Consider the following 24,653-nt stretch of genomic DNA (forward strand, 5'->3'; position numbering starts at 1 on the left):
ACTGCCATGCCTGCCAATCACTTCAACAGCCACTGCCCCGACTGGGCCGAAGCCCTGCTCAACGGTTTCAGTCAGGTCTTCCTCCAGCGCCACCCGCTCTGCGGCCTGCTGTGCCTGTGCGCCATCCTGTTCACCGCACCGGCGCTGCTGGGCGGCGCACTGCTCGGGGGCGTCGCCGGGCTGCTCACCGCTCAACGACGCAACTATGCAAAGGCCGATCGCCAGGCGGGCCTGTTCAGCTACAACGGCGTGTTGCTCGGCCTGTTGCTGAGCCTGTATTTCCCCTGGTCGCCGATGATGCCGCTGCTGATCCTGGCAGCCGGCGGCCTGAGTGCGATGATCACCCAGCAGTGGCTCAAGCGTGCCCGGGTCAATCACTGCGTGCCCGCCTACACCGCACCGTTCGTGGGCCTGAGCTGGCTGCTGCTGTGTTTCGCCACACCGTCGGTCATGCCCCCGCTGATCGACCTGAACACGGCTAACCTGTTGGCCGCAGCGTTCAGGGGAATCGGCCAGGTGATGTTCCTCGAACATCCGCTGGCCGGGGCGATGATTGCCGTCGGTTTGCTGATCGCCGACCGCCGGGTGTTCGGCTGGGCATTGACGGCCTCGATGCTCGGCCTGGGCTCCAGCCTGCTGCACCATGAGACCGCCACCGCGCTGGCGGGTCTGGGCGGTGCCAACGCGGTGTTGGCCGCCCTGGCCTTCAGCACGCAGCGCCAGCCACCCTGGCTGCCACTGGCGGGCATTGTCCTGGCCTTGCTGCTGACGCCGCTGTTCGCCGCTGTCGGCCTGGCGACACTCACCGCGCCATTCATCCTCGCCTGCTGGCTGATCCGCGCCGCCCGCCAAATGTTCGGCAAAACCCCTGTCGATCCTTGCGCTCACGGCGACAATCAACCTAGGCTGCGCTGATCTTCGAGTCAGGCGTTATCCATGGACAGCAACAAAAACTGGCGTGAACAGCTCTACGTCATGATTTTTCAGACCGACACCCGGGCCGGCCGGCGTTTCGACGGCATTTTGCTGCTGATCATCCTCAGCAGCCTGGTGATCGTGATGCTCGACAGCATCGACACCGTCCACAAGAACTACGCCAATGTCCTGGCGTACATCGAGTGGGGCTTTACGGTGATCTTTCTCGGCGAGTACATCCTGCGCCTGTACTGCTCGCCCAAGCCGCTGCGTTATGCGTTCAGCTTCTACGGGCTGGTGGATCTGCTGGCCATCGTGCCCGGTATCCTCGCCCTCTACTATGCCGACGCCCAATACCTGCTGATCATCCGGATCATACGGATGCTGCGGATATTCCGGGTACTCAAGCTCAGCCCGTACCTCAAGCAAGCCAACTACCTGATGTCGGCTTTGCGGGGCAGCAAGCAGAAGATCGTGGTGTTCCTGGTCAGCGTCTGCACGTTGGTCACGGTGTTCGGCACGCTGATGTATGTGATCGAAGGCCCGGAGCATGGCTTTACCAGCATTCCCAAAGGCATCTACTGGGCTATCGTGACCCTGACCACCGTAGGCTTCGGCGATATCGTGCCGAAGACCCCGCTGGGCCAGGTGATATCGTCCCTGGTGATGATCACCGGTTACTCGATCATCGCCGTACCGACCGGGATCTTCACCGCCGAACTGGCCAACGCCATGCGCGGTGAACAACTGCAACACGATTGCCCGGTCTGCAGGAAAAACAGCCATGAGCATGGCGCCGCATTCTGTTCGCGCTGTGGCAATGCGCTGTTTAAGAAACTGGAATAAGCAAAGTGCTTTTTAATCTTTAAAGGCCTATGCAGGCCCGGTTATAGTCGCTGGCAAAATGCCTCACCTTTAATCTCGAACAAGGAATGCGCAGTGAAAAAACTCTTTGGCGCCTCACTTCTGGCCGCAGGCCTGGCCCTGACCAGCGTGGCTCAGGCCGCACCGACCCTTCTCAACGTGTCCTACGACGTGATGCGCGATTTCTACAAGGACTACAACACTGCGTTCCAGAAGCACTGGCAAGCCGAGCACAAGGAAAACATCACCATCCAGATGTCGTTCGGCGGTTCCAGCAAGCAGGCGCGTTCGGTCATCGACGGCCTGCCGGCCGACGTCATCACCATGAACATGGCCACCGACATCAACGCCCTGGCGGACAATGGCAAACTGGTCCCGGACAACTGGGTCACCCGCCTGCCGAACAACAGCGCTCCTTTCACCTCGGCCACGGTGTTCATCGTGCGCAAAGGCAACCCGAAAGCCCTGAAAGACTGGCCTGACCTGCTCAAGGACGGCGTGCAAGTGGTCGTGCCGAACCCGAAAACCTCGGGCAACGGCCGCTACACCTACCTGTCCGCCTGGGGCTATGTACTGAAGAACGGCGGCGACGAGAACAAGGCCAAGGCATTCGTCGGCAAACTGTTCAAACAGGCGCCGGTGCTCGACACCGGTGGCCGCGCCGCCACCACCACGTTCATGACCAACCAGATCGGCGACGTGCTGGTAACCTTCGAAAACGAAGCGGAAATGATTGCCCGCGAGTTCGGTCGCGACCAGTTCGAAGTCATCTACCCGAGCGTGTCCGCCGAAGCCGAGCCACCAGTGTCGGTGGTCGACAAAGTCGTCGAGAAAAAAGGCTCCCGCGCCGCTGCCGAGGAATACTTGAAGTTCCTGTGGTCGCCGGAAGGCCAGGAAATTGCCGCCGCCAACTACCTGCGTCCGCGCGACCCGGCGGTACTGGCCAAGTACACCGATCGTTTCCCGAAAGTGGACTTCCTGTCGGTGGAGAAAACCTTCGGCGACTGGCGCACCGTGCAGAAAACCCACTTCAATGACGGCGGGATTTTCGATCAGATCTACGCCCAGTAAGCATTGATCGACCATGAACAAGGCGGCCTGAAGAGGTCGCCTTTTTTTGTCCTGAAACATCATGCGACCTGATGAGTCCTATCACTGCAAACCCTCTTCCGCCGATGCCCGCAGCCGTTTAGCCTGCGCGCTTTCGAATCTGCTCAATGAGACACGTGATGAACCCAGCCAACCCGTTGCCCCACGGCGCCGCGACAATGACCAGAGGCATGGTGCTGCTGTTTGCCTTCTGCTGCGGCGCCATCGTCGCCAACATCTACTATGCGCAACCGATCATCGACCTGATCGCGCCGGACGTCGGCCTGAGCAGCACCCTGGCCAGCCTGATCGTGTCGTTGACCCAGATCGGCTATGCGCTGGGCCTGTTCTTCCTGGTGCCGCTGGGCGATCTGCTGGAGAACCGTCGGTTGATGATCATCACCACGGTGGTGGCCATCGCCAGCCTGTTGGGCGCTGCGTTCACCGATCAACCCAACGTGTTCCTGTTGATCTCGTTGCTGGTGGGGTTCAGCTCGGTGTCGGTGCAGATCCTGATTCCGCTGGCAGCGCATCTGGCGCCGGAAGAGACACGCGGCCGGGTCGTCGGCGGCATCATGGGCGGTCTGCTGTTGGGGATTCTGCTGGCGCGACCGGTGTCCAGTGTCGTGGCCGACCATTTTGGCTGGCGCGCGATGTTTGTGATCGCGGCGCTGTTGATGGCGGCGATCAGCATCGTGCTCGCCCTGACGATACCCAAGCGCCAGCCCGATCACAGTGCCTCTTATGGCCAGTTGCTGGGTTCGCTGTGGACACTGCTGCGACAACAGCCGGTCCTGCGCCAGCGGGCGTTTTATCAGGGCTGCATGTTCGCGACGTTCAGCCTGTTCTGGACCGCCGTACCGCTGGAACTGGCACGCAGTCATGGTCTGTCGCAAACCCAGATCGCGATCTTCGCCCTGGTGGGCGCCATCGGTGCCATCGCCGCGCCCATTGCCGGTCGTCTGGCCGACGCCGGGCACACCCGCATCGCTTCGTTGCTCGCCTTGCTGTTCGCCAGCCTGAGCTTCCTGCCCGCCTTCATCCATCCGGTCTACAGCGTCATCGGTCTGGCGGTCACCGGTGTGGTTCTGGATTTCTGCGTGCAGATGAACATGGTCTTGGGCCAGCGCGCGGTCTACGCCCTGGACGCCAAAAGCCGCAGTCGCCTGAACGCTTTGTACATGACCAGCATTTTCATCGGTGGCGCGTTCGGCTCCTCGGTGGCCAGTGCGGTGTACGAGCACGGTGGCTGGTTGTGGATCGTGATCGTGGGCAGCACCTTTCCACTGTTGGCATTGTTGCGTTTTTTGAGTGTTTCACGGAAGGCCTCGTTAGCGGCGGCATAGCGCAGCAAAAGCTCACGAGCAGGTCTGCTGATATCTCCGTTGACTCTGTCGGCCTCTTCGCGGGCAAGCCCGCCAGCGCCATCAGCGGCAAACCGGCGTCGCTCCCACCTTCCGGTATTCAACAGGCACAAAAAAGGCGACCCGGAGGTCGCCTTTTCCTATTGCCCGAATTGCCGTCCCAGGCCACCCGGGACGCCGTGGATATCGGTATCTTCCCACGGCCCGTTGGGGCTGATCGAGCGGCTCCAGCCGTTGTTCCAGCGGTAATAGGTGCGCTGGCGATAGAAAGTGTTGGGCTGATCGTCGAGCACATACACGCCCATTTTCTGATCCCAATGACTGTTGCCCCCCGGCGGTGGCGCGAAGCTGGCGGACGTGCGGGGCAGCGGCTTGGCAGGTTTGGCCGGGACACCAGGCTTGCCGGGCGCCGGGCTGGTCGAAGGCGTCGGGCTGGGTTGCGCGGGCGGGATCGGTGGCAGCGGCGTGGGCTCGGGCCGCTGGACCGCACACGCGCTTAACCCCAACACCAGACTGAGGAGGGTGATACGTGCGAGAACGGTCATGGCGGCTTTCCTGTTATTGGTCCGGGCTGTCGATGGTCAGTTTCTGCGCCGCGGTGGTGCTGCTGGCCATAGGCTGGCTGCGACCGACCCACTCACCGGCAGTCGGTTGACCGGCGCGGGAGATGCGTGCAACCAGTTGGACTTCAGGAAAGTTGGACAGTTTCAACTGCGGCATCATCGCATCGGCATCGCCCAGTTCCACGGTCGCCGGCAAGTCGGCCACGGTCAGGCGCTTGGCCGCCAGCGGTGCCGGCGGGCCGGATACGGCGCGGGCGAAAATGAACACACTGTCGCCCGGCTGAACCTTGGCCTTGAGCTCCGGCGCCAGATCGACGCTGACCTTGAGCAGCGCCGTCTTGGCGGCAACCGGCGCCTTGGCCACTTTGCCGCCGCTGGCCTCGAGTTTTTCCGTCGCCCGGTCGATACCACCCTGCAGCGCAGCGCGGGAATTGTCTTCCGGTGGCAGTTGCGTCAACAGGCGCGTCCAGTAGTCGATGGCGTCCTGATAACGCGCACTTTCGAACGCGGCGATGCCCAGCAAGCCGAGGCTGGTGACCTCCTTCGGATCGGCCTTCAACGCTTCATCGGTCAGGGCCTGGACCTTGTCCGACCACTGCTTGCCATCGGCAAAATACTGGGCCTGGGCCCATTGCCCCAACAGCTCGGGCTGACGTCCGGCCAAGTTGACCGTGCGCTCGAAGATCTTCGCCGCGTCGGCGGGACGATCCTGCGCCATGTAGGTCCGGCCGAGGAAGTACAGGCCTTCGGCCGAATCCGGCTGCGCGGCGACGGCGCGTTCCAGGCGCCGGGTCATTTCTTCCATCGACTGCGGCGCCTGGGCGAACTCGCGGGTCAGTTCGACCTTGTCGCTGGCACCGAAATGCAGATACAGCCCCAGGCCCAGCAGCGGGACCAACACAGCGGCCAACAGGGGCAACGTTTTGCCCAGGCGTGACAACGGCGGCGTATCGGCACCTTCGGTGTCGGCCAGCAGTTCACGGGCCGCTTCGGCACGGCCGCTGTCCATTTGCGCGTTGTCGAGAACACCCTCTTGCTGCTGGGTCTGCAACTCGGCCACGCGCTCCTGATACAGCGCGACGTTCAGGGCAGTACGATCCTCTTCAAGCTGGGCCCGACGGCCGCGCAGAACGGGGATCAGCAGAAAACTCAGGGCAACCAGTAGCAGCAGACCTGCAGCGAGCCAGAAATCAATCATTCTTGGTTTTTATCCAACAGTTGGTCGAGGCGCTCACGCTCTTCAGAGGAAAGCTCGGTCCGGTTCTCGGCACGTTGTTGCACGCGCCGGCGGCGGACGATCACGGCGATGACCACCACGCCGCCCAGCAACAGGCCGGCCGGGCCAAACCAGAGCAACGCGGTCTTGGCCGTCAGGGCCGGTTTGTAACGGACGAAATCACCGTAGCGATCGACCATGAAGTCGATGATCTGCTGGTTGTCCTTGCCCTCGCCCAACATGCGGAAAATCTCCTTGCGCAGGTCGGCGGCGATCGGTGCGTTGGAATCGGCGATGTCCTGATTCTGGCACTTGGGGCAACGCAGCTCTTTGGTCAGCTCGCGAAAGCGTTCGCGATCGGCTTCCCTGGCGAACTCGTAGGTATCGATGGCGGCGTGGGCCACCCCCGCGATGCTCAATCCGAGGATGGTCGCGGCAATCCAGCGCTTCATGGCTTGGCCTCGTCCACCAGGGCCTGGTACTTGGCCGCCAGTTTCTCGCGCCAGACCTGCTCGTCGATCACCCCGACGAACTTGTCGCGGATGATGCCCCTGGCGTCGATGAAGAAGGTTTCCGGAGCACCGTACACGCCCAGGTTCAAGCCGAGCGTGCCCTCGTCATCGCGGATGTCCAGTTGATACGGGTTGTGGAACTCCGCCAGCCACTTCAAGGCGTCGGCGTTGACGTCCTTGTAGTTGATGCCGTAGATCACCACCCCCTTCTCGGCCAGTTTGTTCAGCACCGGGTGCTCGACCCGGCAGGAAATGCACCAGGTGCCCCACACGTTGACCAATGCCGGTTTACCGACGATGTCGGCCCGGGTCAGGGTCCTGTCGCCCTGCACCGCTGGCAGGGAAAACTCGGGGAACGGCTTGCCGATCATCGCCGAAGGCAACTCGGCCGGGTCCAGGTACAGCCCGCGATACAGGAAAATAGCAACCACCAGAAAAATCGCCAGTGGCAACAGCATCAACCAACGTTTCATGCAGTGGCTCCACTCATGCCCAGTGCTTCCCGCACGCGGCTTTTTACCTTGACCCTGTAGCGCCGGTCCAACGCGGCCAGCACTCCGCCCAGGCCTGTGAGCAAACCGCCGAACCAGATCCAGCGCACGAACGGCTTGACGTGTACACGCACCGCCCAGGCACCGTCGCCCAGGGGTTCACCGAGGGCAACATACAGGTCACGGGTGAATCCGGCGTCGATCCCGGCTTCGGTCATCACCGAGTTCTGCACGGTATACAGGCGTTTTTCCGGGTGCAGCACGCTGACTTCCTTGCCGTCACGGATCACCCGCACGGTGCCCTTGTCGGAGGTGAAATTCGGGCCCTCGAAGTGCTTGGCACCTTCGAAGAGGAACTGATAACCGCCCAGCTCCATCGATTCGCCCGGTGCCAGGCGCAGGTCGCGCTCGGCACTGTTCTGGCTCGACAGGACGACACCCAGCGCGCACACGGCGATCCCCAGGTGCGCCACCTGCATGCCCCAATAGCTGCGGGTCAGGGTCGGCAAGCCCTTGATCAGGCCCTTGTGGCGAGTCTTGTCGAAGATGTCGCGCACACCGGCCAGCAACACCCACGCGGCGAGCATGAACGTCGCGATCACCGCCCAGTTGAAATCGCCGTAAGCGACGCCCGCCACCACGGCCAGTGCGGCGCTGCCGAGCAACACCGGGGTCAGCATGCCGACCAGCCATTTGACCGGGGTGTCCTTCCAGCGCACCAGCACGCCGACCGCCATCACCACCATCAACACGGCCATCAGCGGAATGAACAGCGCGTTGAAGTAAGGCGGGCCAACGGACAGCTTGGCACCGGTCATCGCATCGAGGATCAACGGGTACAGGGTGCCCAGCAGAATCATCGACGCGGCGACCACCAGCACCAGGTTGTTGCCCAGCAACAGGGTTTCCCGGGACCAGAGGTTGAAGCCGACCTGGCTCTTGACCACCGGCGCGCGCAGGGCGAACAACGTCAGCGAGCCACCGACCACGCACAGCAGGAACATCAGGATAAACACGCCGCGCTCAGGGTCGGAGGCAAATGCATGGACCGAGGTCAGCACGCCGGAGCGCACGAGGAACGTACCCAGCAGGCTCAGCGAAAATGCAGCGATGGCCAGCAACACGGTCCAGCTCTTGAACACGCCGCGCTTTTCGGTGACCGCCAACGAGTGAATCAGCGCGGTGCCCACCAGCCATGGCATGAACGAGGCATTTTCCACCGGGTCCCAGAACCACCAGCCGCCCCAGCCGAGTTCGTAGTAGGCCCACCAGGACCCCAGGGTGATGCCGATACCGAGAAAGGCCCAGGCGACGATGGTCCACGGACGCGACCAGCGCGCCCAGGCGGCATCGAGGCGACCGCCGAGCAAGGCGGCGATGGCAAAGGCGAACGCCACGGAGAATCCGACATAGCCCATGTAGAGCATTGGCGGATGCACGATCAGGCCGATGTCCTGCAGCAACGGATTGAGGTCACGGCCGTCGGCGGGGATCTGCGGCAGGATGCGCGAGAACGGGTTGGAGGTGAGGATCAGGAACAGCAGGAAACCGCTGCTGATCATGCCCATCACCGCCAGCACCCGCGCCAGCATCACCTGCGGCAACTGCCGGGAGAAGACCGAGACCGCAAAGGTCCAGCCGCCCAGGATAAATGCCCAGAGCAACAGCGAACCTTCATGGGCACCCCACACGGCGCTGAACTTGTAGTACCACGGCAACGCACTGTTGGAGTTGCTGGCGACATAGGCGACCGAGAAGTCGTCGGTCATGAAGGCGTAGGTCAGGCAGCCGAAGGCAAACGCCAGAAAGGCGAACTGGCCCCAGGCGGCCGGCTGCGCCAGGCTCATCCACAGGCGGTCACCGCGCCAGGCGCCGAGCAACGGCACCACGGCCTGAAACAAGGCAAAACACAGTGCCAGGATCATCGCCAGATGGCCCAGCTCCGGGATAAAAAGACCGGAAGTCATCGATCAACCCTCCTTCGCGGGCGTTGGAGCAGATTGACCGCTTTCTTTCAAAGCCTTGGTCACTTCGGGCGGCATGTATTTTTCATCGTGCTTGGCCAACACTTCGTCGGCCACCACCACACCCTCGGCGTTGAGCTTGCCCAAGGCAACGATGCCCTGCCCTTCGCGGAACAGGTCCGGCAGGATGCCGCGGTAGCTGACGGTCACGGACTTCTGGAAGTCGGTGACGACGAACTTCACGTCCAGCGAGTCGCCGGAACGTTGCAGCGACCCCTTCTCGACCATGCCGCCGGCACGGATGCGTGTGTCCAGAGGCGCTTCGCCATTGGCGATCTGGGTCGGCGTGTAAAACAGGTTGATGTTCTGTTGCAGGGCGCTCAGGGCCAGGCCGACGGCTGCGCCGACACCGACCAGAATCGCGAGAATGATGATAAGACGCTTTTTACGCAGCGGATTCACTTGCCGTTCTCCCGGCGCAAACGACGCGCCTCTTGTTGCAGATACCGCTTGCGGGCCAGGACTGGCGCCGCCACGTTCAGAACCAGCACCGCCAGGCAGATGCCATAGGCCGACCAGACATACAGGCCATGATGGCCCATGGCGAGAAAATCGCCGAATGAAGCAAAACTCATCGAGCGGCCTCCAGGCTGTTCTGCACTTCTGCCTTGACCCAACTGGCGCGGGCCTCGCGCTTGAGCACTTCAAGGCGCATGCGCAACAACAGCACCGCACCGAAGAAGCAGTAGAAGCCCAGTACCATCAGCAGCAGTGGCAGCCACATTTCCGCCGGCATCGCCGGTTTTTCCGTGAGGGTGAAGGTCGCGCCCTGGTGCAGGGTGTTCCACCACTCCACCGAGTACTTGATGATCGGGATATTGATCACGCCGACAATCGCCAGCACCGCACAGGCCTTGGCCGCACTGTCACGATTACTGATGGCGTTGCCCAGTGCAATGAGACCGAAGTACAGAAACAGCAGGATCAGCATCGACGTCAGTCGTGCATCCCAGACCCACCACGAGCCCCAGGTCGGCTTGCCCCAGATCGCGCCGGTGACCAGCGCCACGGCGGTCATCCAGGCACCGATGGGCGCCGCGCACTGCAGCGCGACATCGGCCAGCTTCATTTTCCACACCAGCCCGACGATGCCGCACACCGCGAGCATCACGTAGCAGGACTGGGCCAGCAACGCGGTGGGCACGTGGATATAGATGATGCGAAAGCTGTTGCCTTGCTGGTAGTCCGGCGGCGCGAAGGCCAGGCCCCAGACGGCGCCGACGCCGATCAGCAACAGTGCGGCGATGCTCAGCCAGGGCAACAGTCTGCCGCTGATGCCATAGAACCACTTGGGTGAGCCGAGCTTATGAAACCAGGTCCAGTTCATTGCTGTTTCCATCACGGTTGCCACTCGTCATCACGAGCAGCGCTGGGTCTTTGCTGATCAATATTTGATCAGACCTCATTATTCGCCGACGCTGATCTTCAGGCCAGCAGCGATTGCAAAAGGTGTCAGGGTTATCGCCAGGGCGGTCAGGCTGCCAAGCCACAGGAGATAACCGGTTGCCGGCATGCCCATCAAGGCGGCCTGCAAGGCGCCGCTGCCGAGAATCAACACCGGGATGTACAGCGGCAGAATCAGCAGCGCCAACAACAGGCCGCCGCGCTTCAACCCCACCGTCAGGGCCGCACCCACGGCACCGAGCAGGCTCAGCACCGGTGTACCCAGCAACAGGGAAAGCAGCAACACCGGTAGACAGGCGGTGGGTAAACCGAGCATCAGTGCCAGCAGTGGAGCGAGTAAAACCAGGGCCAGGCCAGAGAAGGCCCAGTGTGCCAGTACCTTGGCCAAAACCAGAAGAGGCAGGGGGTGCGACGAAAGGACCCACTGTTCGAGGGAACCGTCCTCGAAATCACTGCGGAAAAGCCCGTCCAGCGAGAGCAGGACCGATAAAAGGGCCGCGACCCAGACCAGTCCCGGAGACAAGGTTTGCAACAATTGAGACTCGGGACCGACGGCCAGCGGGAACAGGGACACCACGATCGCAAAGAACACCAGTGGATTGGCCAACTCCGCAGGGCGGCGGAACAACAAACGCGCCTCACGGGCGACCAGCAGACCGAACACACTCATGCGGCCCAATTCCCCAGGTCAATGTCACGATACCCGGCCGGCATGCGGGTCAGCGTGTGGTGAGTGGTCAACACCACCATGCCACCGCGTTCGCAGTGGCCGGCCAGATGAGATTCGAGTTGCGCCACGCCTTGCTTGTCCAGCGCGGTGAACGGCTCGTCGAGGATCCACAACGGCGGACTGTCGAGGTACAACCGCGCCAGCGCCACGCGACGTTGCTGGCCGGCAGACAGGGTGTGACAGGGAACATCCTCGAAGCCGCGCAGTCCGACGGCTGCCAGCGCGCTCCAGATGGCTTCATGGCTGGCCGGATGATGCAGGGCGCAGATCCAGCTGAGGTTTTCCTCCGGCGTCAGCAGGTCCTTGATGCCGGCGGCATGCCCGATCCATAACAGGTTGCGCGCCAGTTCGTTGCGCTGTTCGTTGAGCGGCTGGCCGTTGAGCAGGATTTGCCCGGCCGTCGGCTGCATCAGACCGGACAGTAGGCGCAACAGGCTGGTCTTGCCACTGCCGTTGGGGCCGCTGATTTGCACCATTTCGCCACTGGCCAGTCTCAAATCGAGATTTTCGAACAGCAGTCGAAGGTCTCGCTCACAGGCGAGTGCGACGGTTTGCAGGACTGGACTGGTCAAGAGATCACGGGCCTTTACGGTTCAAGTCGGCAGCGGAGCGGCCGCTAAAGGGGTGCAGCATAGTCGCAATGGCGGCCTGTTCTAGAGAGCTGCGTCAAACAATTGCAATGTTTTTGCCACTCTCCGAAAGACGGGCGGCATTATACATGCCATGCCCTACTCTAATGAGGGCAATTTCTTCAGGTTGTGACCGCGTATGACAGGCGAAATGAACATCCTCCCGCTCCCGCAGCCCACACCCGCGACCTCACGGCCGCTGGTGGTCAGCGGTGACCTGCTCAAGTTGCTGACGCCGATGGAAGGCCTGATCACGCCCGGCCAGTCGGCCAAGGCTGAAGTGCTGTCGCTGAAGCAGGCGGACCAGACCTTTCAACTGCTGCTCAAGGTCACCCTCGAGAACGGCCGGCAGACCACGGTCCAGGCCACCAGCAGCCAGCCGCTGCCCCAGGGTACGAACCTGGCGATCACCCAGCCCTCGGCGAGCAACCTGGCTGTGACGGTGCAACAGGCGATTGCCTCCAGTGTCGCCACCCTCACCCGCATCGACACCGCGCAACTGCCGGTGGGCACACTGTTGCAAGGCAAGGTGCTGACGGCCCAGGTGCTGCCGCAGGTGCCGGGCCAGCCAACGGTATTTCGCTCGCTGGTGAGCCTGCTCAACACCGCATTGAGCGGCAGGACGCTGACCCTCGACAGCCCGACGCCCCTGCGCATCGGCACCTTGCTCAGCGCCCAGGTGCAAGACAGCCAGACCCTGAAATTCGTCCCGCTGAGCAGTCGTCAGGAACAACTGGCGGTTACTCAGCAACTGGCCAGCCAACAGAGTCGCCAGGGCTCGCTGGACGGCCTGCTGAAATTGCTGCAAAACCTGCCGGCCACCGACCAGACGTCCAGCGACCTGAGGGCGGCGGCGAACAGGCTGCTCGCCGGCCTGCCGGACGCTCAGCAACTGAGCACCCCCAAAGGCCTGGCGCTGGCACTGGCCAGTAGCGGCGCCTTCCTCGAATCGAAGCTTCTGGGCGGACAAAACCCGACGCTGGCGCCGGACTTGAAAGGCGACCTGCTCAGGCTGATTGCACAAGTGACCCAGGGACTGCCGACCAACACCAATCTCAATGCGATCATTGCGGCCAACACCCTCGCCCAGGCCATGCCGAGCTTCGTGCGCAATGCCCTGGGCATGCTCGGGCAGGTCAGCGCCAAGCCGTCACCGACCGGATTCCCGCTGCCCGAGCGCCTGTTGCAGAGCGCGGAAGGCGAAGACGATCTCGAACACCTGCTGCGCCTGGCTGCCGCAGCGGTTTCTCGCCTGCAAAGCCACCAGTTGTCGAGCCTGGAGCAGACCGGCGTGACCAGCGACGGTCGCCTGATGAGCACCTGGCAGCTGGAAATCCCGATGCGCAACCTGCAAGACATCGTGCCCCTGCAAGTCAAGTTTCAGCGCGAGGAAGCACCGGAAAAGGAACAGCCCCAGGAGCGCCGCGACGAACGCGAACCCAAACAGCAATTGTGGCGCGTCGATCTGGCGTTCGACATGGAACCGCTGGGCCCGCTGCAGATCCAGGCGCAACTGATTCAGGGCAGCCTGTCGAGCCAGTTGTGGGCCGAACGGCCCTACACGGCGAGCCTGATCGAAAGCAACCTGGCCGCGCTGCGCCAACGCCTGTTGGACTCGGGCCTGAACGTGGGCGACCTCGATTGCCACCAAGGCAAACCGCCCCAAGGTCCACAAACCCGTCTCGAACAACGCTGGGTCGACGAAACCGCATGAACAACACCCACGCCCCACGCCAGGCCATCGCGCTGAAATACGACGGCAGCCACGCACCGACCCTGACCGCCAAGGGCGATGAGGAACTGGCCGAAGAAATCCTGCGGATCGCCCGCGACTATGAAGTGCCGATCTACGAAAACGCCGAGCTGGTGAGACTGCTGGCGCGCATGGAGCTGGGGGACAGTATTCCGGAGGAGCTGTACCGCACGATCGCCGAGATCATTGCGTTTGCGTGGAACCTGAAAGGCAAGTTTCCTGCCGGGCAGGACCCGGATGCGCCGATGGTCGAGAAAGACGTGACCGACCGTGGGGATGATTACTGAGGTGTTGGGGACGCCATCGCCGGCGAGCCGGCGATTGGGTACTGACCATCAACTCTTGTGCAACTTGCTCATCAACTCGGCCTCAGCCTGGGTCAAACCGCAGGACTGGGTCAGTTCATCGACGCTCGCTCCCATCCCGACCAATCGCGCCGCCTGGGCAAACGACAGGCTCGACGGGTCGCGCTGTTCCAGTTGAGCCAGCTTGTCCGGCAACGGAGCAACCACCGCGCGCAGCTCATGCAGGTCTTCCCCCATGCGCACGGTGCCACTCTGGTAGTTCTCAACCAGTCTGGCCAGTTCCTTGATGCGCTGATCGCGCAGCGCATCGCCCTGGGCCTGTTGTGCGGCGATCTGCCGCTGCCCGCGAATGTACGCCAGGAACATTGCCAGCGTGCCTGCCCAGAACAGGAACAGGACAATGACCGCAACCTCGAGAATCAATCAGATATTCTCCAGTTCCGACCATTCCTCTTCGCTCATCATCTTGTCCAGTTCGACCAGGATCAGCAGCTCGTTGTTCTTGTTGCACACGCCCTGGATGAACTTGGCGGACTCTTCATTGCCCACGTTCGGCGCGGTTTCGATTTCCGACTGACGCAGGTAAACCACTTCGGCCACGCTGTCGACCATGATGCCGACCACTTGCTTGTCGGCCTCGATGATGACGATCCGGGTGTTGTCGCTGATCTCGGCATTCATCAGGCCGAAGCGCTGGCGGGTGTCGATCACGGTGACCACGTTGCCGCGCAGGTTGATGATGCCCAGCACGTAGCTTGGGGCACCCGGAACCGGAGCGATCTCGGTGTAACGCAGGACTTCCTGAACGCGCATCACGTTGATGCCGTAGGTTTCATTGTCCAGCTTGAAGGTTACCCATTGCAGGATCGGATCTTCGGAACCCTTTGCAGACGACGCCTTATCATTCATACCCTGACCCCTCGAAAAACCGCCCTGGCGGTGTGTGTTCGGTGCGATGGCAACTCATTTGCCCCGCGTGTTTTTTATGTTGGCTTGTGGATCGGCTTGCTGCCGCCCAGGTGTTTTGCGCCGCCACTGGCAATCAGCTCGGCCAGTGCGGCCACGTCGAGCAACGCACACATGTGTTCAATGACCGTGCCTGCCAGCCACGGCCGTTGGCCACGATGGGTGCGCCATTTGATTTCGTTCGGGTCCAGGCGCAATGAGCGGCTGACCTGATGCACCGCCAGCCCCCACTCGTAGCCCTGGACCGAAATGACGTACTGCAGGCCCTGGCGGAAGTCGTCCCGATATCGGTCGGGCATGACCCAACGCGCGGTGTCGAGCACCTTCAGGTTGCCGGCCTGGCTCGGCAGGATCCCGAGGAACCATTCCGGCTGACCGAACAGCGGCGTCAGCTCCTGGCCGGCCAGTGAATAAATCGAGCCCAGGCACACCAGCGGCACCGCAAGGGTCAGCCCGGCGACATCGAACAACAGGCATTCGAACGCGTCGGCGGCCCAGGCGGGACGACCGTCGGTTTCCACCGGCGGCGGCGTGTTGCTGGGTGGCAAATGGACTTCGACGATCGGCGGCACCAGCGCCTGCAGCAACGGCGCGATGGTCGACACCGGCGCCATGACCGGGGCCGGTGCATCGATCAGCGCCACTGGCGCTTGCACGACAGGCGCGGCAACCGGTGCCGTAACAGGCGCAGGTGTTTGCGGCGACTTCTGCGCGTCGCGGGCCTGCTCTTCAAGCACCGCTGCCTGGAACTCGTCGAGTGCCGCCTCGACCTCGATCACCTCGGCAATCGTCTCGATTTCCGCTGGCGCCTCTTCGGTCGCGTCCATCAGCAAGTTGTCCAGATAGGACTGAAGTGCAAGCTGCGGACGGGACGTGACTTTTACCGGGCGATTCATCTCACGCCACCTGCGCAACGGACTGCTGCGCGAGCAAATGCTTGAGCAGGGCACGATAGGCCAGCACCCCACGGCTCTTGCCGTCGAATTGCGAAGGGGTGACACCGGCACGGCTGGCGTCACGCAAGCGCGTGTCGACCGGGATATAGCCCTGCCAGATTTCGTCGGGGTACTTGTCGCGCAATACCCGCAAGGTCCCGAGGGACGCTTGCGTACGGCGGTCGAACAGCGTCGGCACGATGCTGAATGCCAGCGGCTGCTTGCGCGAGCGGTTGACCATCGCCAGGGTATTGACCATGCGCTCCAGCCCCTTGACCGCCAGGTGCTCGGTCTGCACCGGAATGACCAGTTGCTGACTGGCCGCCAAGGCATTGACCATCAGCACGCCGAGCAACGGCGGACTGTCGATCACGGCGTAATCGAAGTCCTGCCACAGTTGCGCGAGGCTCTTGGCGATCACCAGGCCCAGGCCGCTTTGCCCCGGCGACTGGCGTTCCAGCGTTGCCAGTGCGGTGCTCGACGGCAGCAGGGAAATACTGGCATGGCTGGTGGGCAACAGCAGTTGGCCGGGCAGGCCTTGCGGCACGCTGCCCTTGTGCAGGAACAGGTCGTAGCTGCTGTGCTCCAGGGTGTCTGGATCGTAACCGAAGTAGCTGGTCATCGAGCCGTGAGGGTCGAGATCGACCACGACCACGCGCTTGCCCGCCTCAGCCAGCAACCCGGCTAAAGCGATGGAGGAAGTGGTTTTACCAACACCACCCTTTTGATTGGCAACTGCCCAGACTCTCATTCGGATTGTTCCTCCCGGTCGAACCGGTCGACCGAGAAATAGCTCAACGTGTTAATACGGGTGACGGAGAATTGACGGCGCTCTCGCGTACCGGTGGTTTGACCGGTGCAGGTGCAGTTTGTGTGCCAGCACGCTTCAACGCGGCGTCAGGTTGCGCATTGGCAGTTCCGGTGCCGGTCAGGCTGCGCCGCACATCGAGGTTGCGTGACACCACCAACACCACACGACGGTTGCGCGCCCTGCCCTCTGCCGTGGCGTTGTTGGCCACCGGCTGAAATTCGCCATACCCCACCGAGGCCATCCGACCCGGGTTCACGCCCTGCATCGCCAGCATGCGCACGATGCTCGCCGAACGCGCCGAGGACAGTTCCCAGTTGGTCGGGTACTGCGCCGTGCGGATCGGCTGGTCGTCGGTAAAACCTTCGACGTGAATCGGGTTGTCGAACGGTTTCAGAATCGCTGCCACCTTGTCGATGATGTTGAACGCGACGTCGCTGGGCATGGCATCGCCGCTGCCGAACAACAGACTGGAATTGAGTTCGATCTCGACCCACAGCTCGTTGCCGCGCACGGTCATCTGGTTGGAGCTGATCAAGTCGCCGAACGCCGCGCTGATGTCATCGGCGATGCTTTTCAGCGGATCGCTGGCCCCGGCGATACCGGCGTCGACCTGGTCGCTGTCCTTGACCAGCGGCTTGGCCGGGGTCACGGTCTTCGGCCGCTCATCGCCAATGGGGATCGGCTGCAACGAGCGATCCGCATCGGTGAACACGCCGACGAGCGCCTGGGAAATGATCTTGTACTTGCCTTCGTTGATCGAGGAAATCGAGTACATCACCACGAAAAAGGCGAACAGCAGGGTAATGAAGTCGGCGTAGGAAACCAGCCAGCGTTCATGGTTCACATGCTCTTCATGTTGTCGGCGACGCGCCATGGTCCATTACCCCCATCAATCCATGAAGCCCTGAAGCTTCAGCTCAATAGAGCGAGGGTTTTCGCCTTCGGCAATCGACAGAATGCCTTCCAGCAACATTTCGCGATAACGCGACTGGCGCAATGCAACGGACTTGAGCTTGGCCGCGATCGGCAGCAGCACCAGGTTGGCACTGGCCACGCCGTAGATGGTGGCGACGAACGCCACGGCGATGCCACTGCCCAGGTTCGCCGGGTCGGCCAGGTTGCCCATGACGTGGATCAGGCCCATGACCGCACCGATGATGCCGATGGTCGGCGCGTAGCCACCCATGCTTTCGAAGACTTTGGCCGCTTCGATGTCGCGGCTTTCCTGGGTGTAGAAGTCCACTTCCAGAATGCTGCGGATGGCTTCCGGCTCTGCACCGTCGACCAGCAACTGCAGGCCCTTGCGCGAGTAGCTGTCAGGTTCGGCGTCCGCCACCCCTTCCAGGCCGAGCAGACCTTCCTTGCGGGCGGTCAGACTCCAGTTCACCACGCGGTCGATGCCGCCAGCCAAATCCACGCGGGGCGGGAACAGGATCCAGCCGAGAATTTGCATGGCGCGCTTGAAGGCGCTCATGGGCGACTGCAGCAGCGCCGCACCAATGGTCCCGCCGAGCACGATCAGCGCCGCAGGGCCGTTGGCCAGGGCACCGAGGTGACCGCCCTCGAGGAAGTTGCCGCCGATGATGGCGACGAACGCCATGATGATCCCGATAAGGCTGAGTACGTCCATCAGATGCACGCCTCGACCAGATGCTTGCCTATGTCATCGAGGCCATACACCGCGTCGGCGAGCTCCGCCTTGACGATGGCCATCGGCATGCCATAGATCACGCAGCTGGCTTCATCCTGGGCCCAGATCGAGCTGCCGCCCTGCTTGAGCAGGCGCGCGCCTTCGCGGCCGTCGGCGCCCATGCCGGTCAACACCACCGCCAGAACTTTGTCACCGTAGGATTTGGCCGCGGAACCGAAGGTGATGTCCACGCATGGCTTGTAGTTCAGACGCTCGTCGCCCGGCAGGATTTTCACCGCGCCGCGGCCATCGATCATCATCTGCTTGCCGCCCGGCGCCAGCAGTGCCAGGCCCGGACGCAGGATGTCGCCATCCTCGGCTTCCTTGACGCTGATGCGGCACAGCTTGTCCAGACGCTCGGCGAACGCCTTGGTGAAGGCCGCCGGCATGTGCTGGATCAACACGATCGGTGCCGGGAAATTGGCCGGCAACTGGGTCAACACCCGCTGCAGGGCCACCGGGCCGCCCGTGGACGTACCAATGGCCACCAGTTTGTAGGCTTTGCGTTTGGGCGCCGGCGAAGACACGGCATGTGCCGGTGCGTGGCCAGGCGCAGGGTTCCGGGACGGCGTGATGGCCGCACGGACGGGCGCAGCGCTGCCATAACTGCTGGCGCTGGTGGGCGCGGAAGTCGGCGCAGGCGACGGGGCCGGTGCGCTGTAGGCGCTGACACGACGGTTGCTGCGCGAGATGCTGAGAATCTTCTCGCACAGCAGTTGCTTGACCTTCTCGGGGTTACGCGAGATGTCTTCGAAATTTTTCGGCAGGAAATCCACCGCACCGGCGTCCAGCGCGTCCAGGGTGACCCGGGCGCCTTCGTGCGTCAGCGATGAGAACATCAACACCGGAGTCGGGCAGCGCTGCATGATGTGCCGCACCGCCGTGATGCCATCCATCATCGGCATCTCGTAGTCCATGGTGATCACGTCCGGCTTGAGGGCCAGCGCCTGATCGATCGCCTCTTTGCCGTTGGTCGCCGTACCGACGACCTGGATATTGGAGTCCGCTGAAAGAATTTCCGAGACGCGGCGGCGGAAAAAACCCGAATCGTCCACCACCAGGACCTTGACTACCATAAACACTCCGTTAGGCGGGAGCGAGGCTAGGTCGCCCCGCTCCCCCTGAATCAAATACGCCGTGCGGCGTAACGCTTGAGCATGCTCGGAACATCGAGAATCAGCGCGATGCGGCCATCACCGGTGATGGTGGCGCCCGACATGCCCGGGGTTCCCTGCAGCATTTTGCCCAATGGCTTGATGACCACTTCTTCCTGGCCCACCAGTTGATCGACGACGAAGCCGATCCGCTGGGTGCCCACCGAAAGAATCACCACATGGCCCTCGCGCTGCTCTTCGTGAGCGGCGGAGCTGACCAGCCAGCGCTTGAGGTAGAACAATGGCAGTGCCTTGTCCCGCACGATCACCACTTCCTGGCCATCCACCACGTTGGTGGTCGACAGGTCGAGGTGGAAAATCTCGTTGACGTTCACCAGCGGGAACGCAAACGCCTGGTTGCCCAGCATGACCATCAGCGTCGGCATGATCGCCAGGGTCAACGGCACCTTGATGACGATCTTCGAGCCCTGGCCCTTGGTCGAGTAGATGTTGATCGAACCGTTGAGCTGGGAAATCTTGGTCTTCACCACGTCCATGCCCACGCCACGTCCCGACACGTCGGAGATCTCGGTCTTGGTCGAGAAACCCGGGGCGAAAATCAGGTTGTAGCACTCGGTGTCGCTCAGGCGATCGGCCGCATCCTTGTCCATCACCCCGCGTTTTACCGCGATGGCGCGCAGGACGTTCGGGTCCATGCCCTTGCCGTCATCGGAGATCGACAGCAGGATGTGGTCGCCTTCCTGCTCGGCGGCGAGGATGACCTTGCCACCACGGGACTTGCCCGAGGCTTCGCGTTCTTCCGGCGACTCGATGCCGTGGTCGACCGCGTTGCGCACCAAGTGGACCAGCGGGTCGGCCAGGGCCTCGACGAGGTTCTTGTCGAGGTCGGTTTCTTCGCCGACCAGCTCCAGGTTGATCTCTTTCTTGAGCTGGCGTGCCAGGTCGCGAACCAGACGCGGGAAGCGCCCGAACACCTTCTTGATCGGTTGCATCCGGGTCTTCATGACTGCGGTCTGCAGGTCGGCGGTGACCACGTCGAGGTTGGACACCGCCTTGGACATGGCTTCATCGGCGCTGTTGGCACCCAGGCGCACCAGGCGGTTACGCACCAGCACCAGCTCACCGACCATGTTCATGATTTCGTCGAGACGCGCGGTGTCGACCCGCACGGTGGTCTCGGCCTCGCTGGCCGGTTTCTCCGCAGGTGCTGCGGCGGCCCGGGCAGGCGCCGGTGCAGCGGCAGGCTTCGGCGCGGGGGCAGGCTTCGGCGTTTCGGCCTTGGGCTCGGCAGCCTTGGCAGCCGGTGCCTTGGCAGCGGGGGTGGCGACCGAGGAAGCGGCGGCACCGCTGGCAACATCGGTGAACTTGCCCTTGCCGTGCAAATCGTCGAGCAGCGATTCGAACTCGTGATCGGTGATCAGGTCGCTGCCCGCTGCGGCGGCATTTGGCGCAGCCGAGGCCGGGACCGACGCGATGGCCGACTCCAGTGCGTCGACCGCAAAGTTGCCTTTGCCGTGCAACTGATCGAGCAATGCCTCGAACTCGTCGTCGGTAATGTCGGAGCTGTCGCCCGGCTCTTTCGGCGCGGCGGCGGCCGGAGCGGCTGGCGCTGCGCCCACCGCGTCGGCGGCGAACTGGCCCTTGCCGTGGAGCTGGTCGAGCAGCGACTCGAACTCGGCATCGGTGATTTCATCACTGGCCGCGTCGGACGCTGAGACCGGAGCAGCTGCCGGTGCCTCTGCCTCGGCCTTGACGGCGTTCAGCGAGTCCAGCAGTTGTTCGAATTCGTTATCGGTAATATCGCCCGACTCGGCTTCGGCGGCCGCTGCCTGTGGCGCTTCCACCACGTCGGCCACCGGCGCGGCCTGATCGGCCGATTGCGGCTCGGCCAGACGCGCCAGGGCGGCGAGCAATTCAGGTGTGGCAGCCGTGATCGGGCTGCGATCGCGGACTTCGCCGAACATGCTGTTCACCGAGTCCAGCGCTTCGAGAACCACGTCCATCAATTCCGAGTCGACGCGGCGCTCACCCTTGCGCAGGATGTCGAACACGTTCTCGGCGATGTGACAGCACTCCACCAGCTCATTGAGCTGAAGGAAGCCGGCGCCCCCTTTTACAGTGTGAAAACCGCGAAAAATTGCATTGAGCAAGTCCGCATCATCAGGTCGGCTTTCCAGCTCGACCAGCTGTTCGGACAGTTGCTCTAGAATCTCGCCGGCCTCAACCAGGAAATCCTGAAGGATCTCTTCATCGGCGCCGAAGCTCATTAAGGGTGTGCTCCTACAGGTCTAAAAACCCAAAAACCTAAAATGCCTGAATTTTAAAAGCCCAGGCTGGATAGCAAATCGTCCACATCGTCCTGACCGGACACAACGTCTTCTCTTTTATCGGCATGAATCTGTGGACCTTCACCCTGAGAGAGATGTTTTTGTGGATCTTTTTCTGCAAGCATTGCTTCACGGTCATGTTCGATGCCCGCAAAGCGGTCAACCTGACTGGCCATGAGCACGAGCTTGAGCAGGTTGGCTTCAACTTCAGTGACCAATTGCGTGACACGCTTGATCACCTGGCCGGTGAGGTCCTGGTAATCCTGCGCGAGCAGGATGTCGTTGAGGTTGCTCGACACCGCCCGATTGTCCGTGCTGCTGCGTGCCAGAAAACCGTCGACACGCCGTGCCAGCTCGCGGAACTCCTCGGCCCCGACTTCGCGACGCATGAAGCGCCCCCAGTCGGTGCTCAGCGCCTGGGCTTCATCGCCCAGGCTGTTGACCAGGGGCGTTGAGCTCTCGACCAGGTCCATGGTGCGATTGGCAGCGGCCTCTGTCAGCTTGACAACATACCCTAGGCGTTCGGTGGCATCCGTGATCTGGGACACTTCCTCGGCTTGTGGCATGTGCGGATCGATCTGGAAATTGACGATCGCGCTATGCAGCTCGCGGGTGAGCTTGCCCACTTCCTGATACAGGCCGCGGTCACGGGTCTGATTGAGCTCATGGATCAGTTGCACCGCGTCGCCGAACTTGCCTTTTTCAAGGCTTTCGACCAGTTCGACCGCATGTTTTTTCAGGGTCGACTCAAAGTCGCCCTGTGAAGATTCTTTGTGGTCCATAGCTCCCCCGTGGCGCCGTGACTCAACCGATGCGTTCGAAAATCTTCTCGATTTTTTCTTTCAACGCCTGGGCCGTGAAGGGTTTGACCACATAACCGTTTACACCGGCCTGGGCCGCTTCGATGATCTGCTCGCGCTTGGCTTCAGCCGTCACCATCAGTACCGGCAGGTGCTTGAGCTTTTCGTCGGCGCGCACGTGGCGCAGCAGATCGATACCGGTCATGCCGGGCATGTTCCAGTCGGTGACCAGAAAGTCGATGCTTCCGCTGTTGAGGACCGGAATGGCGGTGGTGCCATCGTCAGCCTCGACCGTGTTGGTGAACCCAAGGTCACGCAACAGGTTCTTGATGATCCGCCGCATCGTTGAGAAGTCATCAACGATGAGGATTTTCATGTTCTTGTCCAATTCGACCTCCAAGCAGTCTTAAACGCGCCCAGCACCTGGACGCGCCATTTCAATCAATTCGGCAGAGCACTCAATGACTGTCTGGAGCACAACAGATCGAGACCGGCGTGGTTCACCACCACACCAGCCACGTTCGCAGTGTCCCCACACTGCCTTCAGCGCGCTCGCCACTCCCCCAAACGCCCCCGCAAACGGGCCGCGCACTGGCTGTGTAACTGGCTGACCCGAGATTCACTGACCCCCAGGACTTCACCGATTTCCTTGAGATTCAACTCTTCGTCGTAGTACAGCGCCAACACCAGTCGCTCGCGCTCCGGCAAATTGGCAATCGCGTCCGCCAACGCCGCCTGGAAGCGTTCATCTTCCAGGTCGCGTGACGGCTCGAGATGAGCACTCGCGCCATCCTCGTGCAGCCCTTCGTGTTCGCCGTCCTGCAACAGATCGTCGAAACTGAATAACCGGCTGCCCAGGGTGTCGTTCAAAATCCCGTAATAATCGTCGAGACTCAATTGGAGTTCGGCCGCAACCTCGTGATCTTTAGCGTCACGGCCGGTTTTAGCTTCAATCGAGCGAATCGCGTCGCTGACCATGCGGGTATTGCGGTGGACCGAACGTGGCGCCCAGTCCCCCTTGCGCACTTCATCAAGCATGGCGCCGCGGATTCGAATGCCCGCGTACGTCTCGAAACTGGCGCCTTTGCTGGCGTCATATTTGGTCGATACTTCCAGCAGGCCGATCATGCCGGCCTGGATCAGGTCTTCGACCTGGACACTGGCCGGCAGACGCGCCAGCAAGTGGTAGGCAATGCGTTTGACCAGTGGCGCGTAACGCTCGATCAGCTCGTACTGCGCGTCACGCGCCGACTTCTTGTAGAGGTTGTAACCGCTGGCTGTCATAGCACGGGTCCTGCCGTTTGTTGCACGAGGCGCTCGACGAAAAACTCCAGGTGCCCACGCGGATTGGCGGGCAGCGGCCAGGTATCGACCTTTTGTGCGATGGCCTTGAAGGCCAGGGAGCACTTGGAACGCGGGAAGGCTTCATAGACGGCGCGCTGCTTCTGGACGGCCTTGCGCACGCTTTCGTCGTAGGGCACCGCGCCGACGTATTGTAAGGCGACGTCCAGGAAGCGATCCGTGACCTTTGTCAACTTGGCGAACAGGTTGCGCCCTTCCTGCGGGCTCTGGGCCATGTTGGCCAGGACGCGGAAGCGGTTCATGCCGTAGTCGCGGTTCAACAGTTTGATCAGTGCGTAGGCATCGGTGATGGAGGTCGGCTCGTCACAGACCACCAGCAGCACTTCCTGCGCGGCGCGAACGAAGCTGACTACCGAGTCACCAATACCCGCAGCGGTGTCGATCACCAGCACGTCGAGGTTGTCGCCGATATCGCTGAACGCCTGGATCAGGCCGGCATGCTGGGCCGGGCTCAGGTGCACCATGCTCTGGGTGCCGGACGCTGCCGGGACGATGCGGATGCCGCCGGGCCCCTGCAACAATACGTCACGCAGCTCACAGCGGCCTTCGATCACGTCGGCCAGCGTGCGTTTGGGTGTCAGGCCCAGCAGAACGTCGACGTTTGCCAGCCCCAGATCGGCGTCCAGCAGCATGACGCGCCGGCCAAGCTCAGCCAGGGCCAGGGACAAGTTCACTGACACGTTAGTCTTCCCGACGCCACCTTTGCCGCCGGTCACCGCGATCACCTGTACGGGATGCATGCTGCCCATGTTATTTCTTTACCTTGTCTTGCATAGACGGAGGCCACA

At 62.2% G+C, this 24,653-nt stretch carries 28 protein-coding genes; 6 read left to right on the forward strand and 22 right to left on the reverse strand.

The genetic code is table 11. From position 1 onward, the window contains the following. Positions 1-6: 6 nt before the first annotated feature. From IB249_RS03380 to IB249_RS03395, 4 genes are all read left to right on the forward strand, one after another. The gene (locus IB249_RS03380; RefSeq protein WP_192302090.1) at positions 7-915 is read left to right on the forward strand and encodes an urea transporter; all 909 of its coding nucleotides are present in this window, start codon (positions 7-9) and stop codon (positions 913-915) included. Between the two features lie 21 nt (positions 916-936). Further along, the gene (locus tag IB249_RS03385; protein WP_192302091.1) at positions 937-1,761 is read left to right on the forward strand and encodes an ion transporter; all 825 of its coding nucleotides are present in this window, start codon (positions 937-939) and stop codon (positions 1,759-1,761) included. Positions 1,762-1,854: 93 nt separating this feature from the next. Next, a complete protein-coding gene (locus tag IB249_RS03390) occupies positions 1,855-2,850 on the forward strand; it encodes a sulfate ABC transporter substrate-binding protein (protein WP_192302092.1) in 996 nt (331 codons plus the stop codon). 158 nt (positions 2,851-3,008) lie between these two features. Then, positions 3,009-4,214: an MFS transporter gene (locus IB249_RS03395; RefSeq protein ID WP_192302093.1), complete on the forward strand. Its 1,206-nt coding sequence runs from the start codon at positions 3,009-3,011 to the stop codon at positions 4,212-4,214. Between the two features lie 158 nt (positions 4,215-4,372). Here IB249_RS03395 and IB249_RS03400 read toward each other — a convergent pair whose 3' ends face one another. The 10 genes from IB249_RS03400 to ccmA form a co-directional block, all read right to left on the reverse strand. Continuing rightward, positions 4,373-4,777 carry a hypothetical protein gene (locus IB249_RS03400; protein WP_192302094.1) on the reverse strand — a complete coding sequence of 135 codons (405 nt, stop codon included), beginning with the start codon at positions 4,775-4,777 and terminating at the stop codon, positions 4,373-4,375. A gap of 13 nt (positions 4,778-4,790) precedes the next feature. Continuing rightward, the gene (ccmI, locus tag IB249_RS03405) at positions 4,791-5,993 is read right to left on the reverse strand and encodes a c-type cytochrome biogenesis protein CcmI (protein ID WP_192302095.1); all 1,203 of its coding nucleotides are present in this window, start codon (positions 5,991-5,993) and stop codon (positions 4,791-4,793) included. Further along, positions 5,990-6,463, reverse strand: a complete 474-nt coding sequence (locus IB249_RS03410; RefSeq protein WP_192302096.1) for a cytochrome c-type biogenesis protein — start codon at positions 6,461-6,463, stop codon at positions 5,990-5,992. The genes ccmI and IB249_RS03410 overlap by 4 nt, the downstream gene beginning before the upstream one ends. Next, a complete protein-coding gene (locus IB249_RS03415; RefSeq protein WP_192302097.1) occupies positions 6,460-6,996 on the reverse strand; it encodes a DsbE family thiol:disulfide interchange protein in 537 nt (178 codons plus the stop codon). Before IB249_RS03415 ends, IB249_RS03410 begins: the two co-directional genes overlap by 4 nt. Next, positions 6,993-8,981 (reverse strand): heme lyase CcmF/NrfE family subunit, encoded by a 1,989-nt coding sequence (locus IB249_RS03420; RefSeq protein ID WP_192302098.1) that lies wholly within the window; start codon positions 8,979-8,981, stop codon positions 6,993-6,995. Before IB249_RS03420 ends, IB249_RS03415 begins: the two co-directional genes overlap by 4 nt. A 3-nt stretch (positions 8,982-8,984) precedes the next feature. Continuing rightward, on the reverse strand, positions 8,985-9,440 hold the full coding sequence (gene ccmE, locus IB249_RS03425; protein ID WP_192302099.1) for a cytochrome c maturation protein CcmE: 456 nt from the start codon (positions 9,438-9,440) through the stop codon (positions 8,985-8,987). Continuing rightward, positions 9,437-9,613, reverse strand: a complete 177-nt coding sequence (gene ccmD, locus IB249_RS03430) for a heme exporter protein CcmD (protein ID WP_064679077.1) — start codon at positions 9,611-9,613, stop codon at positions 9,437-9,439. Before ccmD ends, ccmE begins: the two co-directional genes overlap by 4 nt. Further along, positions 9,610-10,365, reverse strand: coding sequence for a heme ABC transporter permease (locus tag IB249_RS03435; protein ID WP_192302100.1), 756 nt, complete (start codon positions 10,363-10,365; stop codon positions 9,610-9,612). The genes ccmD and IB249_RS03435 overlap by 4 nt, the downstream gene beginning before the upstream one ends. A 78-nt stretch (positions 10,366-10,443) precedes the next feature. Then, positions 10,444-11,112 carry a heme exporter protein CcmB gene (gene ccmB / locus IB249_RS03440; RefSeq protein WP_192302101.1) on the reverse strand — a complete coding sequence of 223 codons (669 nt, stop codon included), beginning with the start codon at positions 11,110-11,112 and terminating at the stop codon, positions 10,444-10,446. After that, positions 11,109-11,744: a cytochrome c biogenesis heme-transporting ATPase CcmA gene (gene ccmA, locus IB249_RS03445; protein ID WP_192302102.1), complete on the reverse strand. Its 636-nt coding sequence runs from the start codon at positions 11,742-11,744 to the stop codon at positions 11,109-11,111. Before ccmA ends, ccmB begins: the two co-directional genes overlap by 4 nt. Before the next feature lie 196 nt (positions 11,745-11,940). Between ccmA and IB249_RS03450 the strand changes: the two genes are divergently transcribed. Together IB249_RS03450 and IB249_RS03455 are read left to right on the forward strand one after the other, a co-directional pair. Continuing rightward, positions 11,941-13,515 carry a flagellar hook-length control protein FliK gene (locus tag IB249_RS03450; protein WP_192302103.1) on the forward strand — a complete coding sequence of 525 codons (1,575 nt, stop codon included), beginning with the start codon at positions 11,941-11,943 and terminating at the stop codon, positions 13,513-13,515. After that, positions 13,512-13,841, forward strand: a complete 330-nt coding sequence (locus IB249_RS03455) for an EscU/YscU/HrcU family type III secretion system export apparatus switch protein (RefSeq protein WP_192302104.1) — start codon at positions 13,512-13,514, stop codon at positions 13,839-13,841. Before IB249_RS03450 ends, IB249_RS03455 begins: the two co-directional genes overlap by 4 nt. Positions 13,842-13,889: 48 nt before the next feature. Here IB249_RS03455 and IB249_RS03460 read toward each other — a convergent pair whose 3' ends face one another. The 12 genes from IB249_RS03460 to fleN all read right to left on the reverse strand — a co-directional run bounded on the left by IB249_RS03460 (position 13,890) and on the right by fleN (position 24,614). After that, a complete protein-coding gene (locus tag IB249_RS03460) occupies positions 13,890-14,282 on the reverse strand; it encodes a DUF2802 domain-containing protein (RefSeq protein ID WP_192302105.1) in 393 nt (130 codons plus the stop codon). After that, the gene (locus tag IB249_RS03465) at positions 14,283-14,768 is read right to left on the reverse strand and encodes a chemotaxis protein CheW (protein ID WP_192302106.1); all 486 of its coding nucleotides are present in this window, start codon (positions 14,766-14,768) and stop codon (positions 14,283-14,285) included. Between the two features lie 74 nt (positions 14,769-14,842). Beyond that, entirely contained in the window at positions 14,843-15,721 is an 879-nt protein-coding gene (locus IB249_RS03470; RefSeq protein ID WP_192302107.1) for a CheW domain-containing protein, read from the reverse strand. Position 15,722: 1 nt separating this feature from the next. Next, complete coding sequence (locus tag IB249_RS03475) at positions 15,723-16,511, reverse strand: ParA family protein (protein ID WP_192302108.1); 789 nt, start codon at positions 16,509-16,511, stop codon at positions 15,723-15,725. Positions 16,512-16,554: 43 nt separating this feature from the next. Then, complete coding sequence (motD, locus tag IB249_RS03480; protein ID WP_192302109.1) at positions 16,555-17,445, reverse strand: flagellar motor protein MotD; 891 nt, start codon at positions 17,443-17,445, stop codon at positions 16,555-16,557. A gap of 15 nt (positions 17,446-17,460) precedes the next feature. Then, entirely contained in the window at positions 17,461-18,201 is a 741-nt protein-coding gene (locus tag IB249_RS03485; RefSeq protein WP_192302110.1) for a flagellar motor protein, read from the reverse strand. Next, positions 18,201-19,337: a protein-glutamate methylesterase/protein-glutamine glutaminase gene (locus tag IB249_RS03490; RefSeq protein ID WP_192302111.1), complete on the reverse strand. Its 1,137-nt coding sequence runs from the start codon at positions 19,335-19,337 to the stop codon at positions 18,201-18,203. The genes IB249_RS03485 and IB249_RS03490 overlap by 1 nt, the downstream gene beginning before the upstream one ends. Before the next feature lie 50 nt (positions 19,338-19,387). After that, complete coding sequence (locus tag IB249_RS03495) at positions 19,388-21,643, reverse strand: chemotaxis protein CheA (protein WP_192302112.1); 2,256 nt, start codon at positions 21,641-21,643, stop codon at positions 19,388-19,390. A gap of 53 nt (positions 21,644-21,696) precedes the next feature. After that, a complete protein-coding gene (locus IB249_RS03500; RefSeq protein WP_192302113.1) occupies positions 21,697-22,485 on the reverse strand; it encodes a protein phosphatase CheZ in 789 nt (262 codons plus the stop codon). Positions 22,486-22,507: 22 nt separating this feature from the next. Continuing rightward, a complete protein-coding gene (locus IB249_RS03505; protein ID WP_003183998.1) occupies positions 22,508-22,879 on the reverse strand; it encodes a chemotaxis response regulator CheY in 372 nt (123 codons plus the stop codon). 167 nt (positions 22,880-23,046) lie between these two features. Further along, positions 23,047-23,787: an RNA polymerase sigma factor FliA gene (gene fliA, locus IB249_RS03510; RefSeq protein ID WP_007894214.1), complete on the reverse strand. Its 741-nt coding sequence runs from the start codon at positions 23,785-23,787 to the stop codon at positions 23,047-23,049. Further along, positions 23,784-24,614, reverse strand: a complete 831-nt coding sequence (fleN, locus tag IB249_RS03515; RefSeq protein WP_008001746.1) for a flagellar synthesis regulator FleN — start codon at positions 24,612-24,614, stop codon at positions 23,784-23,786. The genes fliA and fleN overlap by 4 nt, the downstream gene beginning before the upstream one ends. Positions 24,615-24,653 lie beyond the last annotated feature (39 nt).

The organism is Pseudomonas sp. PDM04, assembly GCF_014851765.1.
Lineage (GTDB): Bacteria > Pseudomonadota > Gammaproteobacteria > Pseudomonadales > Pseudomonadaceae > Aquipseudomonas.